The sequence below is a fragment of the Streptomyces sp. NPDC107581 genome (assembly GCF_055657175.1).
The window spans coordinates 200,942-213,723 of record NZ_JBVKBH010000015.1 but is presented as its reverse complement, the minus strand read 5'-3'; the positions used below and the strand labels follow the sequence as shown (position 1 = coordinate 213,723).

Annotated in this window: 15 protein-coding genes and 6 tRNA genes; 12 read left to right on the top strand and 9 right to left on the bottom strand. The window is 72.1% G+C overall.

The window, feature by feature from the left end; translation table 11 throughout:
* Positions 1-74 precede the first annotated feature (74 nt).
* The gene (locus ACZ7P3_RS32640; protein WP_472087138.1) at positions 75-893 is read left to right on the top strand and encodes a TrmH family RNA methyltransferase; all 819 of its coding nucleotides are present in this window, start codon (positions 75-77) and stop codon (positions 891-893) included.
* 96 nt (positions 894-989) lie between these two features.
* On the opposite strand, the gene ACZ7P3_RS32635 is transcribed toward ACZ7P3_RS32640, so the two are convergent.
* On the bottom strand, positions 990-2,444 hold the full coding sequence (locus ACZ7P3_RS32635) for a serine/threonine-protein kinase (protein ID WP_472087136.1): 1,455 nt from the start codon (positions 2,442-2,444) through the stop codon (positions 990-992).
* Positions 2,445-3,327: 883 nt separating this feature from the next.
* On the opposite strand from ACZ7P3_RS32635, the gene ACZ7P3_RS32630 reads away from it, so the two are divergent.
* The 4 genes from ACZ7P3_RS32630 to ACZ7P3_RS32615 all read left to right on the top strand — a co-directional run bounded on the left by ACZ7P3_RS32630 (position 3,328) and on the right by ACZ7P3_RS32615 (position 5,442).
* On the top strand, positions 3,328-3,504 hold the full coding sequence (locus ACZ7P3_RS32630; protein ID WP_472087134.1) for a hypothetical protein: 177 nt from the start codon (positions 3,328-3,330) through the stop codon (positions 3,502-3,504).
* 350 nt (positions 3,505-3,854) lie between these two features.
* Entirely contained in the window at positions 3,855-4,103 is a 249-nt protein-coding gene (locus tag ACZ7P3_RS32625) for a hypothetical protein (RefSeq protein WP_472087132.1), read from the top strand.
* The gene (locus ACZ7P3_RS32620; RefSeq protein ID WP_472087131.1) at positions 4,100-5,053 is read left to right on the top strand and encodes a phosphotransferase family protein; all 954 of its coding nucleotides are present in this window, start codon (positions 4,100-4,102) and stop codon (positions 5,051-5,053) included. Before ACZ7P3_RS32625 ends, ACZ7P3_RS32620 begins: the two co-directional genes overlap by 4 nt.
* Before the next feature lie 80 nt (positions 5,054-5,133).
* A complete protein-coding gene (locus ACZ7P3_RS32615) occupies positions 5,134-5,442 on the top strand; it encodes a TFIIB-type zinc ribbon-containing protein (RefSeq protein WP_472087130.1) in 309 nt (102 codons plus the stop codon).
* 52 nt (positions 5,443-5,494) lie between these two features.
* Here the strand turns inward: ACZ7P3_RS32615 and ACZ7P3_RS32610 are convergent.
* From ACZ7P3_RS32610 to ACZ7P3_RS32590, 5 genes are all read right to left on the bottom strand, one after another.
* A tRNA-Val gene (locus ACZ7P3_RS32610) sits at positions 5,495-5,566 on the bottom strand.
* A gap of 34 nt (positions 5,567-5,600) precedes the next feature.
* Positions 5,601-5,672: transfer RNA gene (locus ACZ7P3_RS32605), tRNA-Val, on the bottom strand.
* Between the two features lie 26 nt (positions 5,673-5,698).
* A tRNA-Val gene (locus tag ACZ7P3_RS32600) sits at positions 5,699-5,770 on the bottom strand.
* A gap of 1 nt (position 5,771) precedes the next feature.
* Positions 5,772-5,845, bottom strand: a tRNA-Cys gene (locus tag ACZ7P3_RS32595).
* A gap of 38 nt (positions 5,846-5,883) precedes the next feature.
* Positions 5,884-5,956, bottom strand: a tRNA-Gly gene (locus tag ACZ7P3_RS32590).
* A gap of 177 nt (positions 5,957-6,133) precedes the next feature.
* Here ACZ7P3_RS32590 and ACZ7P3_RS32585 point away from each other — a divergent pair.
* From ACZ7P3_RS32585 to ACZ7P3_RS32575, 3 genes are read left to right on the top strand one after another with little or no spacing between them, the layout of a single operon-like run.
* A complete protein-coding gene (locus ACZ7P3_RS32585; RefSeq protein ID WP_472087129.1) occupies positions 6,134-7,213 on the top strand; it encodes a chorismate-binding protein in 1,080 nt (359 codons plus the stop codon).
* Positions 7,210-8,031, top strand: a complete 822-nt coding sequence (locus ACZ7P3_RS32580; protein ID WP_472087127.1) for an aminotransferase class IV — start codon at positions 7,210-7,212, stop codon at positions 8,029-8,031. The genes ACZ7P3_RS32585 and ACZ7P3_RS32580 overlap by 4 nt, the downstream gene beginning before the upstream one ends.
* Positions 8,032-8,085: 54 nt before the next feature.
* A complete protein-coding gene (locus ACZ7P3_RS32575) occupies positions 8,086-8,922 on the top strand; it encodes a GNAT family N-acetyltransferase (RefSeq protein ID WP_472087125.1) in 837 nt (278 codons plus the stop codon).
* 88 nt (positions 8,923-9,010) lie between these two features.
* Here ACZ7P3_RS32575 and ACZ7P3_RS32570 read toward each other — a convergent pair whose 3' ends face one another.
* Entirely contained in the window at positions 9,011-9,535 is a 525-nt protein-coding gene (locus ACZ7P3_RS32570) for a DsbA family protein (protein ID WP_472087123.1), read from the bottom strand.
* Positions 9,536-9,770: 235 nt separating this feature from the next.
* Here ACZ7P3_RS32570 and ACZ7P3_RS32565 point away from each other — a divergent pair, with 235 nt between their 5' ends.
* Positions 9,771-10,211: a hypothetical protein gene (locus tag ACZ7P3_RS32565; protein WP_472087121.1), complete on the top strand. Its 441-nt coding sequence runs from the start codon at positions 9,771-9,773 to the stop codon at positions 10,209-10,211.
* A 130-nt stretch (positions 10,212-10,341) separates the two neighbouring features.
* A complete protein-coding gene (locus ACZ7P3_RS32560; protein ID WP_472087232.1) occupies positions 10,342-10,485 on the top strand; it encodes a hypothetical protein in 144 nt (47 codons plus the stop codon).
* A gap of 121 nt (positions 10,486-10,606) precedes the next feature.
* Here the strand turns inward: ACZ7P3_RS32560 and ACZ7P3_RS32555 are convergent, their stop codons facing one another.
* Together ACZ7P3_RS32555 and ACZ7P3_RS32550 are read right to left on the bottom strand one after the other, a co-directional pair.
* The gene (locus ACZ7P3_RS32555) at positions 10,607-11,167 is read right to left on the bottom strand and encodes a CGNR zinc finger domain-containing protein (protein WP_472087119.1); all 561 of its coding nucleotides are present in this window, start codon (positions 11,165-11,167) and stop codon (positions 10,607-10,609) included.
* 353 nt (positions 11,168-11,520) lie between these two features.
* Complete coding sequence (locus ACZ7P3_RS32550) at positions 11,521-11,934, bottom strand: SsgA family sporulation/cell division regulator (protein WP_004002642.1); 414 nt, start codon at positions 11,932-11,934, stop codon at positions 11,521-11,523.
* A gap of 191 nt (positions 11,935-12,125) precedes the next feature.
* Here ACZ7P3_RS32550 and ACZ7P3_RS32545 point away from each other — a divergent pair, with 191 nt between their 5' ends.
* The gene (locus tag ACZ7P3_RS32545; RefSeq protein ID WP_472087118.1) at positions 12,126-12,578 is read left to right on the top strand and encodes a TIGR02611 family protein; all 453 of its coding nucleotides are present in this window, start codon (positions 12,126-12,128) and stop codon (positions 12,576-12,578) included.
* Positions 12,579-12,662: 84 nt separating this feature from the next.
* Positions 12,663-12,734: transfer RNA gene (locus tag ACZ7P3_RS32540), tRNA-Val, on the top strand.
* Positions 12,735-12,782: the final 48 nt, after the last annotated feature.

Genomic DNA, 12,782 nt, shown 5'->3' with positions numbered 1-12,782 from the left:
TCGCGCGTAACCCGGGGTAACACAACCCGTTCCCAGCCGTTGGCACCACACCCAGGACAAGGCAGTATCACCCTGTGGCCGATCTCATCACCGTTGAGGATCCCGAGGACCCGCGCCTGCGCGACTACACGGGCCTGACCGACGTCGAACTGCGCCGTAAGCGCGAGCCGGCCGAAGGCCTGTTCATCGCCGAGGGCGAGAAGGTCATCAGAAGGGCCAAGGAGGCCGGCTACGAGATGCGCTCCATGCTGCTCTCGGCCAAGTGGATCGACGTCATGCGCGACGTGATCGACGAACTCCCGGCCCCCGTGTACGCCGTGAGCCCGGAACTCGCCGAGCAGGTCACCGGCTACCACGTGCACCGCGGCGCCCTCGCCTCCCTGCAGCGCAAGCCGCTGCCGACGGCGGCGGAACTGCTGCGCTCGGCCCGCCGGGTGGTGGTGATGGAGTCGGTCAACGACCACACCAACATCGGCGCGATCTTCCGTTCGGCGGCGGCCCTCGGCATGGACGCGGTGCTGCTGTCGCCCGACTGCGCCGACCCGCTGTACCGGCGGAGCGTCAAGGTCTCCATGGGCGCGGTGTTCTCCGTGCCGTACGCGCGTCTGGAGACCTGGCCGAAGGGGCTGGAGTCGGTGCGCGAGGCCGGCTTCACGCTGCTCGCCCTCACCCCGGACGAGAAGGCCAGGACCCTGGACGAGGCCGCTCCGCACCGGATGGACCGGGTGGCGCTGATGCTCGGCGCCGAGGGCGACGGCCTGTCCACCCAGGCCCTGGTCGCCGCGGACGAATGGGTCCGCATCCCGATGTCCCACGACGTCGACTCCCTGAACGTGGGCGCGGCGGCCGCGGTGGCCTTCTACGCCGTGGCCTCGGGACGGCCGCAGTCCTGAGCCGGGCCGATGAGGCCACTTCGCCGATGAGGCCACTTCCCGGGAGGGTCCCTTCCTGTGGAGGCCACTTCCTGTGGAGGCCACTTCCTGGGGAGGTCACTTCCCTGGGGAGGTCACTTCCCCTGGGCCGGACGAGTGGAAGACCGAGTCGTACCGCTCGGACATCAGCTGCCCGTCGTCCAGCGGAGTGAAGCCCGGCTGCACCTGCTCATGCCGCCGGTCGTCGTCGCCGAGCCCGCGCGCCGGCCCCTGACAGCCCTGCGCCACCGCGATGCCGAGCGCGACCAGCAGCGTCACCACCACGAACACGAACAGCCGCTGACGCAGCAGCCGGGGATTGGCCGGCCGCCGCTTGGTTCTGGCGGTGTGCGGTCCCGGACGCCCGGTGCCGCCGCGGGCAGTGGGTCGGTGCCCGCTGCCCGAGCGCGGACCGCCGTCGCGGGGAGCCGGAGGAGGGCCCGCCGTGCCCGCACGGGAGGCGACACCGCCGGAACGCTGGGCGCCGACACCCCGCGACGGCGCACCACCTCGGGCAGGCGCGCCACCGCGGGGCACGGGGGTGCCACCGCGCGGCAGGGGGGTACCGGGGGAGGTCCGCCGCTGGGCGCGCTGCTGCTCGGGGTACTGGGCGCGCTGCGACTCGGGGTAGGTGTCCACGAGCCGCCCGGTGGGCCGGTCCGCCTCCGCGGAGCGCGGCGCGGGCGGCCGCGCGTCGGCCAGGCCCTGCGCCTCCCGCGCGGCGATCTCCTTCAGCCGCAGCGACAGTTGGAGGGTGCTGGGCCGGTCTTCGGGATCCTTGGCCAGACAGGCCCGCACGAGCGGAGCGAGAGCGTCCGGCACGCCGTGCAGCTGCGCCTCCTCGTGCACCACCCGGTACAGCATCACCTCGGAACTGCCGTGTCCGAAGGGTGAGTCACCGGTCGAGGCGTAGGCCAGGGTCGCGCCGAGGGAGAAGACGTCCGTGGCGGGCGTGACGGCCGCGCCGCGCACCTGCTCCGGGGCGAGGAAGCCGGGGGAGCCGACCGCCGTGCCGACGTGGGTGAGCGTGGAGGCGCCGGTGGCCCAGGCGATGCCGAAGTCGATGATCCGCGGCCCCTTGGGGGACAGCAGGATGTTGGACGGCTTCAGGTCCCGGTGGACGACCCCGGCCTCGTGCACGGCGACGAGCCCCTCGGACAGTGCCGCGCCGACCGCAGCCGTGTCGGCCGCGCTGAGCGGGCCCTCGTCGGCGACCTTGTCGTGCAGGGACGGGCCCGGTACGTACTGCGTGGCGAACCAGGGCCGCTCGGCATCCAGGTCCGCCGCCACCAGCCGGGCCGTGCAGCCGCCCCTGATGCGCCGGGCCGCCGAGACCTCACGGGCGAACCGGGACCGGAACTCCTGGTCCTCCGCCAGATCGGGCCGGATCACCTTGAGCGCGACGCGCTGCCCCTTCTTGTCGGAGCCGAGATAGACCACGCCCATCCCGCCCGCGCCGAGCCGTCGGTGAAGCCTGAACGAGCCGACGACACGCGGGTCCTCGCGCCTCAGGCGCATCATCGCCATGTTCATCCCCGCTGCCCGGTCCCTGTGACGTGGCACAGCTTACGTTTCCACAGCCGCCTGCGCGCAGAGGCCGCGCCCTCTGGGGCGGATGGATTGTGCCGGCCGGGCATACAAGGTGAAACGCGGTCAGGAAGCCGGTGCCTGCGGTGTCCTTGAGGCCGGTGGGACTCCAACCCGGCTCTGACAAAAGAAGGTTGACGCCGTGACGGATGACCGTGGACCAGGACGCGATGTCGCCCCGGGTACACCGTGCCCGGCCGGACGCACGGGAAGCGGGGCGGACCGCCGGGCGGCCGTGGCACGGCCCCAGGGCTCGTCCGGAGTGATCGAAGTCACTCGGCGCGCCCCGCCCGGCGCCCGGGACACGCCGCGACGCAGCCGTCCGGCAACAGGACGACACCCGTCCGGATCCGGTGTGGCACGGCGGTCCGCAACCGGTGTGACAGGCGGGTCCGCAGGGGGTGTGACGGGCGGTCCTGACTCGGTGTGACGGTCGGGTCCGCAGTCGGTCTGACGGGCGGTCCGGACCCGGTGCGACGGGCGGTCCGGACCGCCGGCTCACGGTGATCCGGCTCCGCACGGATGCGGGAGGGGGTGCGGCGATGGCCCAGTGGGTCCGGATATGCGGGACCCCGCCGTCCGGACATGGCCGGACACGGCGGGCGACCCCTCCGGGAAGACCCCGAGACCTAGGTCCCCGTCTCCACCCAGGGGAGTACTTCGCAGGTCATGGCTCATCCTCCGGGAGGCCCGCGATTCGGTACGAAGGCATGACGCCGGTCGGGCGCCGCACGCCTAGATTTGAGGTCAAGCGGCGGGTGCAGCACTCGTCCCCCGAGGTCAGACACCCGCCGCTGTCAAGGACAACCAGAACGGTCAGGAGAGGACCATGGCCCACACGGCACCGCGGCGCACAGCGCTCCGCCCCCGCCGGACGGGCCGTCGCCACCCCTTGGTGGCGACGCTCATGGCCCTTCCCCTGGCGGCCCTGCTCCTTCTCGTCTTCGACGGCTGGGAGACGGTGGCCACACAGGCGTCGTCCGTGGGTGCGATGCTGGGGCGCTGAGCGGCGACCCCAGGCCCGGAAGAGCGGTCCGGGCGGGGACATCCATCCATGAAACCCCGTGGGGACGGGGGTGCGGCGGACGGCACAAATGCCGGCGCAGCTGGGGAGCTGCGCCGGCATTGCGCCGTTTCCGGGGCGTTGTCGGTGCGGGGTGCGATGCTGGCGTGGACGACCGGCTCGTACTGATCAGGGGGAATCCGGTGACGGGTGAAGGCGCACGATCCGCCGGCCGGCCGGCCCGCCCGGCCCCGCAGCCCGGCCCGCCCGGGGCGAATGCGATCCCCGTACGATTCCCGCGGCACCAGCAGAGCCGTGTCCTCTGCCACCCCCACCTGCGAACCTGCGGCGAGGTGCCCGTCTTGCACTCCTTCCTCGACCTCGACCACGACCACGAGTACAGCTACGGGTACGCCTGCAAGCGCGAGTACCAGCACAGGCAGGACTGCGGGTGCGCCCACCAGCGCGAGCACGTGCACAGGCAGGACTGCGGGTGCGCCCGCAAGCACGGGCACGAGCGCGCCTACGAAGATCGCTCCGGGCCGGAGCCACAGCCGCGCGACTGTCCGTGCCGCGCCGCACAGCCCCAGGTGTCCGCATGAGTGCGCCGCCCGGGGTCCTCACAGCCCTCACCGCACAGGCCAGGGCCGCCGCCCACCCCGGTGCCGGCCCGGCCTCGTGCGCCTGTGGCAGCATCCCCCTCGCCGATCGCGCCGACGCCACCGTCGTCCGGCACGCCGACACCGTCGCGAAGGCCCACGCCCCGGACACCGACCCGGCCGGGCTGGCCCGCCGCCTCGCCATGGCCGCCCGCGTCCCCGACATCCTTCTCCCGCCGCTCACCGCCACCCCGGCGGCCCTGCACGGCCGCCCGGTGACCTTCTGGCCGTACGGCGCCCCCGTGGACCCGGACGATCCGGCGGCAGCCCCCTGGGAAGCCGCCGCCACGCTCCTCGCCCGGCTGCACCGAACGGCCCCCTGTGGCCCCCTGCCCCCGATGCGCGGGCCCGCCAAGGCCGCCCACGCCCTCACCCGGCTGCGCGCGGCCCTGGACGCCACGCCCGATCCGGCCGCGCGCCCGGTCCTGCAGGCCTGGCACGCTCTGCCCGCCTGGGCCCGCGCCGAGGCTCCGATGCCCGGCACCCCGGCCCTGTGCCACGGCGACCTGCACCTCGGCCAGCTCGTCCGCCACCCGGCACCGGACGGGCCCTGGCGGCTGATCGACGTGGACGACCTCGGCCTGGGAGTCCCGGCCTGGGACCTGGCCCGCCCCGCCGCCTGGTACGCCTGCGGGCTCCTCCCGCCCGACGACTGGGACCGTTTCCTGACCGCCTACCGCCGGGCCGGTGGACCCGCCGTACCGGCCGACGGCGATCCCTGGCCCGCCCTGGACGTCCCGGCCCGGGCCGTCACCGTGCAGACCGCGGCCCGCGCGCTCACCAAGGCGCTCGCGGCAGAGCGCCCGCTGGACGAGGTGGAGCAGGCCCTCGTGGACGCCTGTGCCCGAATGACCTCGGTACCCCGTCAGTTGACGCACGGATTCCCGGGTTAGGGTGCAACCGACCGGGGCCGGACAGAGTCTGTCCTGGGGAAACACGAAGCAGGACCTACCGGCGAGGAGTTGAGCCGACCATGCAGTGTCCGAAGTGCCATGCGCCGATGCACACATACAACCGCAACGGCGTCCAGATCGAGCAGTGCAGCGGCTGTCGCGGCATCTTCCTCGACTACGGCGAGCTGGAGGCGCTGACCCAGCTGGAGGCCCAGTGGGCCAAGCCCGTCCCGCCGACCCCGCCCGCGGCCCCGCAGGCGTACCCGGCGCCGCCCGCCCCCGCCTGGGGCGCCCCGCACGGCGGTGGCCACCACGGCGGTCACTACGGTGGCCACGGACACCATGGCCACCACCACAAGAGCTGGGCCCACATGCTCTTCTCCAGCTGAGCCCACGAAGAAGCCCCCGGCCGTACGAGACGGCCGGGGGCTCCGGAAGGTGTGGACGATACTGGGATTGAACCAGTGACCTCTTCCGTGTCAGGGAAGCGCTCTCCCGCTGAGCTAATCGTCCTCGGGACTGTGACCCGAAGGTCACAGGCTGTGCGTGCGCGATACTGGGATTGAACCAGTGACCTCTTCCGTGTCAGGGAAGCGCTCTCCCGCTGAGCTAATCGCGCGGGTAAGGATCTTCGAGGAGATCCAGTGGACGATACTGGGATTGAACCAGTGACCTCTTCCGTGTCAGGGAAGCGCTCTCCCGCTGAGCTAATCGTCCTTGGAGGTGGAGACGGGATTTGAACCCGTGTAGACGGCTTTGCAGGCCGTTGCCTCGCCTCTCGGCCACTCCACCAGGAGTGTAGGGGATCGGGAAGACCCCTTCTTCCTTCGAGCGGACGACGAGGCTCGAACTCGCGACCTCAACCTTGGCAAGGTTGCGCTCTACCAACTGAGCTACGTCCGCTTGTCGTTTCGTTCCGCTTCCACGTCCCGGCGACGTGTTGAACTCTAGCGGATTCCCGGGCCAGCACAAAAACGCGTTTGTGCAGCGTGCTGCGTTGCGTACGACAGAGGACGTGGTCAGGGCTCCGAGGGGACATCCGCGGGCCACCTTTCGGACACCCGCCCTAGACTCGTCCACGTGCTCCACCTCCCGTCTCGGCTCCCACCCCTGGCCCGGTTCGGCGACCGTCTCGCCACCGGCCTGCTCGACGTCACCAGCGACCCCGCCGCCCTGGAATCCGCAGGCTTCTGGGCGGTCTGCGCGGACTTCGAGGGCACGCTGACCTGCGCCCGCTTCGCGGACGTCCGGGAGGAGGGGGTGCCCGCTCCGGTGCCGGGCGGCTGGCGCGGCCCGGCCAGGGGTGAGTGGACCACCTCCCTGGACCGCGCCGCGTACACGGCGGCCGTGGGCCGGATACGCGAGCACATCGCGGCCGGCGAGGTCTACCAGGCCAACCTCTGCCGGGTGCTCACCGCGCCCGTCGCCCCCGACGCCGACGTGGACGCCCTGACCGCCGTGCTGGCCCGCGGCAACCCGGCGCCGTACGCGGGCACGGTCCGGCTGCCGGAGTACGGCGTGGAGATCGCCACCGCCTCGCCCGAACTGTTCCTGCGCCGGGACGGCCGGACCGTCGAGTCGGGGCCGATCAAGGGCACCGGCCGTACCGAGGCGGACCTCCTGGAGAAGGACTACGCCGAGAACGTGATGATCGTGGACCTGGTCCGCAACGACCTCGGGCGTGTCTGTGCCACCGGCAGCGTGACCGTCCCCGACCTGTGCGCCGTCGAGAAGCACCCGGGCCTGGTCCACCTGGTGTCCACGGTCCGCGGCGAGCTGCGCGACGGCGCCGGCTGGCCCGGGCTGCTCGCCGCCGCCTTCCCGCCCGGCTCGGTCACCGGCGCACCCAAGTCGAGTGCCCTCCGGATCATCGAGGCCCTGGAGACCGCACCGCGCGGCCCCTACTGCGGCGGCATCGGCTGGGTCGACGCCGACCGGGGCACCGGCGAGCTGGCCGTGGGCATCCGCACCTTCTGGATCGACCGGGACGCCGGTGTGCTGCGCTTCGGCACCGGCGCCGGCATCACCTGGGGGTCCGATCCCGAGGGGGAGTGGCGCGAGACCGAACTGAAGGCGTCCCGGCTGCTCGCGGTAGCGTCGGGGACGTACGAGGACAACGGGGCGGGCGGGGCCGCACCCGACGAAGGGGCTCTCACATGAAGATCTGGCTGGACGGCACTCTGCAGGACGCCGAGTCCGCGCGTGTCTCCGTCTTCGACCACGGGCTGACCGTCGGCGACGGCATCTTCGAGACGGTGAAGGCGGCCCACGGGCAGCCCTTCGCGCTCACCCGCCACCTCGACCGGCTCACCCGCTCGGCACGGGGCCTCGGCCTGCCCGACCTCGACCACACCGAGGTCCGCCAGGCCTGCGAGGCGGTCCTGGAGGCCAACCCGATGCCGCTGGGCCGGCTGCGCATCACCTACACCGGTGGCCACGGCCCCCTCGGTTCCGACCGCGGCGACCACGGACCGACCCTGGTGGTCGCCCTCGGCGAGACCACCCGCCGCCCGGACTCCACCGCGGTCATCACCGTGCCCTGGACCCGCAACGAGCGCGGCGCGCTCACCGGTCTGAAGACCACCTCCTACGCCGAGAACGTCGTCGCCCTCGGCCGCGCCCACCAACACGGCGCCTCCGAGGCACTGTTCGGCAACACGGTCGGGCAGCTCTGCGAGGGCACCGGGTCGAACGTCTTCGTCGTCCTGGACGGCGAGATCCACACCCCGCCGGTCGCCTCCGGCTGCCTCCCCGGCATCACCCGCGCCCTCACCGTCGAGTGGACCGGCGCCAAGGAGGCCGACCTGCCGCTGGACGTGCTGGAGCGGGCCGAGGAGGTCTTCCTCACCTCCACCCTGCGGGACGTGCAGGCCGTGCACCGGATCGACGGCCGGGAACTGCCCGGCACCCCCGGCCCCGTGACGGCCAAGGCGATGCGGATCTTCGACGAGCGGTCCGGCGAGGACCTGGACCCCTGACAGACACCTGAAATTCGGCTGCCCCGGGGTTCGGGAACGGGTAGAACACCGGTGATGACGACGACCCTGCGGCCGTCCGAGCCGCTTCAGCAGCACCCCGACGGGACCCGGTCCCGCCGCTACCAGGTGTGCGTGAACAGCCGGCCTGTCGGCGCGATACACCTCGGCACGGTGCCCGGCTTCGCCGGCGCCGTGGCCGGGGTCCTGGACCTGCGGATCGAAGAGGCGGACCGCCGCCGCGGCCGCGGCACGGTGGCCCTGCTCGCCGCCGAGGAAGTGGCGCGCGGCTGGGGCTGCCGGCGGATCCAGACGAACGTCCCCGCCGACGCCGACGTCCCTGCCGACGCCGCGCTGCGGCTCTTCGAAGCACTCGGCTACGCCCGCCGCAGCCGCGGCATGCACAAGCGGCTCGGCGAGGTCCCGCCCGAACTGCCCGCGGGCAGCCTGGCACGCCCCATGGACGAGGCCGAGTTCACGGCGTGGCTCGCGCATGAGTCCGAGCACTACACACGTGTCTGGATCGAGCAGGGCGTGCCCGAGGCCGAGGCGTACGCCAAGTCGCGCCGCGACCACGAGACGCTTCTGCCGCGCGGGCGCGCCACCGAGAACATGCTGTTCAGCGTGGTCGAGCACGAGGGCGTACGGGTGGGGACGCTGTGGGTGGCCCTGCAGGACGGCCAGGCCTATGTCTTCGACGTCGCGACCGAGGCGGCACAGCGCGGACGGGGCCACGGCCGTACGCTGATGCTCCTGGCTGAGGCGCAGGCGATCGCCGCCGGCCGCCGCGTCCTCGGCCTCAACGTCTTCGCCGGCAACACCCCGGCCGAGCGGCTGTACGAGTCGCTGGGCTACGGGACGACGCGGTACTCCCTGTACAAGGATCTCCTGTAGCGCCCGCTGCGCAGGGATCTCCGGTACTGCCCGGTGTGCGGGGATCTCCAGTGCTGCCCGGTGCGCAGGGTCCTCCCGTAGTGGCCGGTCAGGCCTGTTCCCCGGCCAGCAGCCGGTCCGCGATCTCCTCGATGCGCTCGCGCAGTCCGTCCTGGCTCTTGCCGCCGTCGAGGCGTTCGCCGCCGATGACGTAGGTCGGGGTGCCGGTCACACCGATCGCCTTGCCCTCGGCCTGGTCCGCGTCGACGATCAGGATGTGCCGACCGTCGATCAGCGCGGTGTCGAACTCCTCGGCGTCCAGCCCGAGTTCGCGGGCGACCTCGACCAGGAAGGGTTCCCCCTTACGGTCCAGCTCCTCGACCCGTTCCAGGACCGCCTCCACGTACGGCCAGCCCTTGCCCTGCCCGAGGGCCTCCTCGGCGGCCTGGGCGGCGGCGAAGGAGTGCTGGTGCTTCTCCAGCGGGAAGTGCCGCAGCCGCACGTCCAGCCGGTCGCCGTAGCGGTCGCGCAGGGCACGGACATCGCCCAGGGCGCCGCGGCAGTCGGGGCACTGGAGTTCGCACCAGACGTCGAGGACGAGGGGTTCGGTGCGGGCGGGGGAGGAGTCGCTCATGTGCCCAGTCTTCCAGGCCGGACGCGGGCGACCCAATCGAACCGTACGGCTGCGGCACCTGGCGGGGCGGGTCCGGGGGACCAGCACCTCAGGAGGAGGTGACCCGGAGATCTCCCTGATGTCGGGCCGGAGCGTGGCGTCGCGGGGACCGGGAGGGGCAGGATGGAAGGGACGAAGCGCACTCTGCCCGTGCGCCGCGTTCCGTTCGCCCGCCCGAGCCCGCCTGGAGGACCGGATGATTGCCGAGACCGTCTGCTCCGCCGTGTCCGCGGCGGGCCTGGGCATCGCGGTGGTCACGGCCTACCGCAAGCGTTTCCTGGCGGCCGCGCGGATCACTGCGTACTCGCTCGTGCCGGTCGGCCTGGTGATGACGGGCGTGGTCGGCTGGCTCGCCGACACCGCGTTCAGTCCCACGGCCTGGGCGGGCTTCGGGGTGCTGGGCGCGGCCTGGCTGTTGTTCGCGAGCACACGCGCCATCGAGCGCCGACGCGGCGGCACGCGTGCCGAGCGAAAGGCGGCGCGCAGCGGTCAGGGCGGCGCCGCGGTGGCCCCGACCGCGTCGGCGCCCTCGCTCGGTGCCGGGTCGACGCCCGCCGCACGGCCCGCCGCCCCGCGCAGCGGCTCCGGCGAGGACTTCAGCGACATCGAGGCCATCCTCAAGAAGCACGGCATATGACCTGAAACCGTTCACAACCGGAAGCAAGTCGAGCGGGCCAGTACGGAAATCGGTGCAGTACCGCACTCGGTGCGTGTGTTGATCGCCAACGGGGCACCCTCTGGGCCATCATCACCGCGAGATGCTGGACATGGAACAGAGCGAGGCCGCGCCGCAGAAGGACGAGCCGCGCGGGTGCCTCTTCGCCCTTTCCCAGCCACCGCTGATGATCTTCCTTGCGGTGATCGGGTGTCTGCTCCTCATGGCTGCGCTGCACGACCTGCTGTTGCTGTGAGCCGTACACGCCCGTCCCGGCGCCACCCGCCGGGACCGGCGTCGCCCGCCGCAGGGCGTGCGCCCTCCGTTCCCGCCCCTGGCCGTGCCCGTCGCCTCTGCCCCCGGGCCGCGCCGGCCGATCAGCCCGCCGCCTCCTTGCGCCGCGCCCGGTAGGCGGCCACATGCAGCCGGTTCCCGCAGGTGCGGCTGTCGCAGTAGCGGCGCGAGCGGTTGCGGGAGAGATCCACGAAGGCATGACGGCAGTCCGGTGCCTCGCAGCGTCGCAGCCGCTCCTGCTCCCCGGCCACCACGAAGAAGGCGAGCGCCATCCCGCAGTCGGCGGCGAGATGGTCCGCGACGGAGGCGCCGGGGGCGAAGTAGTGCACATGCCAGTCGTAGCCGTCGTGGTCCGTGAGGCGTGGCGTGGTGCCTGCCGCGGCGACCAGCTCGTTGATCATTCCCGCAGCGGCCCGGGCGTCCGGGGCCGCGAAGATCCCCGCGAACCGGCCGCGCACCTTGCGCACCGCCGACAGGTCGAACTCCGACAGCACTCCGACATCGCTCATTTTGTGGCTTCGCACGAAATCGGCGAGAGCCGTGACATCCGGCAGTCCGTCCGCCGCCGCGTTGTCCTCCGGCACGGTGTTCACCAGATCCACCACGGTATCGAGGGCGCACCGGGTGTCGTGGGTGATCAGCACGTTTCGCTCCCTGGCCTGGGGGGTCGGGCAGGCGCCCGCCGATGCTGGCCGATGGTAGCGACAACCGCGCCCGCCGCACCGGGTTCCCGCTCCACCGACGCTCGCCGGTAGAACGTCCCCGTGCCCACGGGGGTTCCCCGACCTCACGGGCGGTACCCGTACAGGCACAGCGGGTCCACGGAGGGTAGCCGGACAGGGCGCAGGGTGCTTACGGACGGTAGCGGGACAGGCATACGCCAACGCCGTCCCGTGAACACTCACGGTGACGGCGCCGGCCTGTGCCGTATGCGGTTGTCTTGGCCCGAGCCGTCTCCCCGAGTGGACGGCGCCGGGCGGCTTTGAGGGGCCGCGGCCTAGCTCTCCGCCAGGATGTGCGAGAGCTCCTGATCCAGATCGAAGTGCCGGTGTTCCGTGCCGGGCGGCACGGCGGCGTCGGTTCGCTTCAGGAAGGACTCCAGGGCCCGCGCCGGGGCCTCGAGCAGGGCCTCTCCCTCCGGGGAGCTCAGGGCGATGCACACGACGCCCTGGCCATGACTACGGGATGGCCAGACGCGGACGTCGCCGGTTCCGGTGGGCCGGTGAAGCCCCTCGGCGAGGAGGTCGCGGGCGAACACCCACTCGACGGTCTCCTCGGCTCCGGTGTGGAAGGTGGCGTGCACGGCGTAGGGGTCGGCCGTGTCGTACCGCAGGCCTGCGGGGACAGGCAGGGAGGACTCGCTCGACACAACGAGGCGCAGGTGCAGCTCGCAGCTGACCGTGGTGTTCATAAGCGCCAGGGCCTTTCGCTCAGTGTGCGCTCGGGGATTCGCACGTCGGCGAAATCGACATGCCACCTACGGTGCCGTTGTAAACCCCTCTGAGTGTTTTGCGTGTGTTTGCGTAACTCTTCCGGCCGAGAACTTCTCCAAGATCTACGACCATTCCGGTGACCGGATTCACTCGGGTAGGGTTTGGCTGTATGAATACGGGGAGTGACGAACAGGGCGAGGTCGCCGCGGGGGCGAGCGGCGCGACGGCCGGCCCGGGGCAGGCCGGGCAGGGGCTCGGTTCCCGCGCGCCGGAATTCATCAAGGCCCGCCGGGCCCTGCATCTGAGCTGGCAGGTCGGCGTCTTCGTGGTCGGCCTCGCGGTCGTCGTCGCGGGCGTCATCATGCTGCCGCTGCCCGGCCCGGGCTGGGTGGTGATCTTCGGCGGCATGGCGATCTGGGCGACCGAGTTCGTCTGGGCCCAGCTCGTGCTGCGCTGGACGAAACGCAAGGTCACCGAGGCGGCCCAGCGGGCGCTCGATCCCAAGGTGCGCCGCCGGAACATCACCCTGACGGCGCTGGGACTGGTGATCGTGGGGACGCTGGCCGGGATCTACCTGTGGAAGTTCGGCGTCGTGATGCCCTGGAAGATCAAGGATCAGTGACGGCGCCGCGGGACAGGGCCGTGCGCAGGCCCGGCCCGTGGTCGGAGGCACCCCCTGACATGGGGTAATGTTCTCCCTGCGCCCGGGCGATTAGCTCAGTGGGAGAGCGCTTCGTTCACACCGAAGAGGTCACTGGTTCGAACCCAGTATCGCCCACCCGGAACGACGGCCCATCTGCGAAACAGCAGATGGGCCGTCGTCGTC

Bases quoted from the DNA above. Each gene is read 5' to 3' on its own strand.
- ACZ7P3_RS32575 (WP_472087125.1), top strand. From the start codon at position 8,086: ATGACGACGACCCTGCGGCCGTCCGAGCCGCTTCAGCAGCACCCCGAC.
- ACZ7P3_RS32565 (WP_472087121.1), top strand. From the start codon at position 9,771: ATGATTGCCGAGACCGTCTGCTCCGCCGTGTCCGCGGCGGGCCTGGGC.
- ACZ7P3_RS32635 (WP_472087136.1), bottom strand. From the start codon at position 2,444: ATGAACATGGCGATGATGCGCCTGAGGCGCGAGGACCCGCGTGTCGTC.
- ACZ7P3_RS32615 (WP_472087130.1), top strand. From the start codon at position 5,134: ATGCAGTGTCCGAAGTGCCATGCGCCGATGCACACATACAACCGCAAC.
- ACZ7P3_RS32550 (WP_004002642.1), bottom strand. From the start codon at position 11,934: ATGAACACCACGGTCAGCTGCGAGCTGCACCTGCGCCTCGTTGTGTCG.
- ACZ7P3_RS32545 (WP_472087118.1), top strand. From the start codon at position 12,126: ATGAATACGGGGAGTGACGAACAGGGCGAGGTCGCCGCGGGGGCGAGC.
- ACZ7P3_RS32560 (WP_472087232.1), top strand. From the start codon at position 10,342: ATGGAACAGAGCGAGGCCGCGCCGCAGAAGGACGAGCCGCGCGGGTGC.
- ACZ7P3_RS32630 (WP_472087134.1), top strand. From the start codon at position 3,328: ATGGCCCACACGGCACCGCGGCGCACAGCGCTCCGCCCCCGCCGGACG.
- ACZ7P3_RS32570 (WP_472087123.1), bottom strand. From the start codon at position 9,535: ATGAGCGACTCCTCCCCCGCCCGCACCGAACCCCTCGTCCTCGACGTC.
- ACZ7P3_RS32620 (WP_472087131.1), top strand. From the start codon at position 4,100: ATGAGTGCGCCGCCCGGGGTCCTCACAGCCCTCACCGCACAGGCCAGG.
- ACZ7P3_RS32580 (WP_472087127.1), top strand. From the start codon at position 7,210: ATGAAGATCTGGCTGGACGGCACTCTGCAGGACGCCGAGTCCGCGCGT.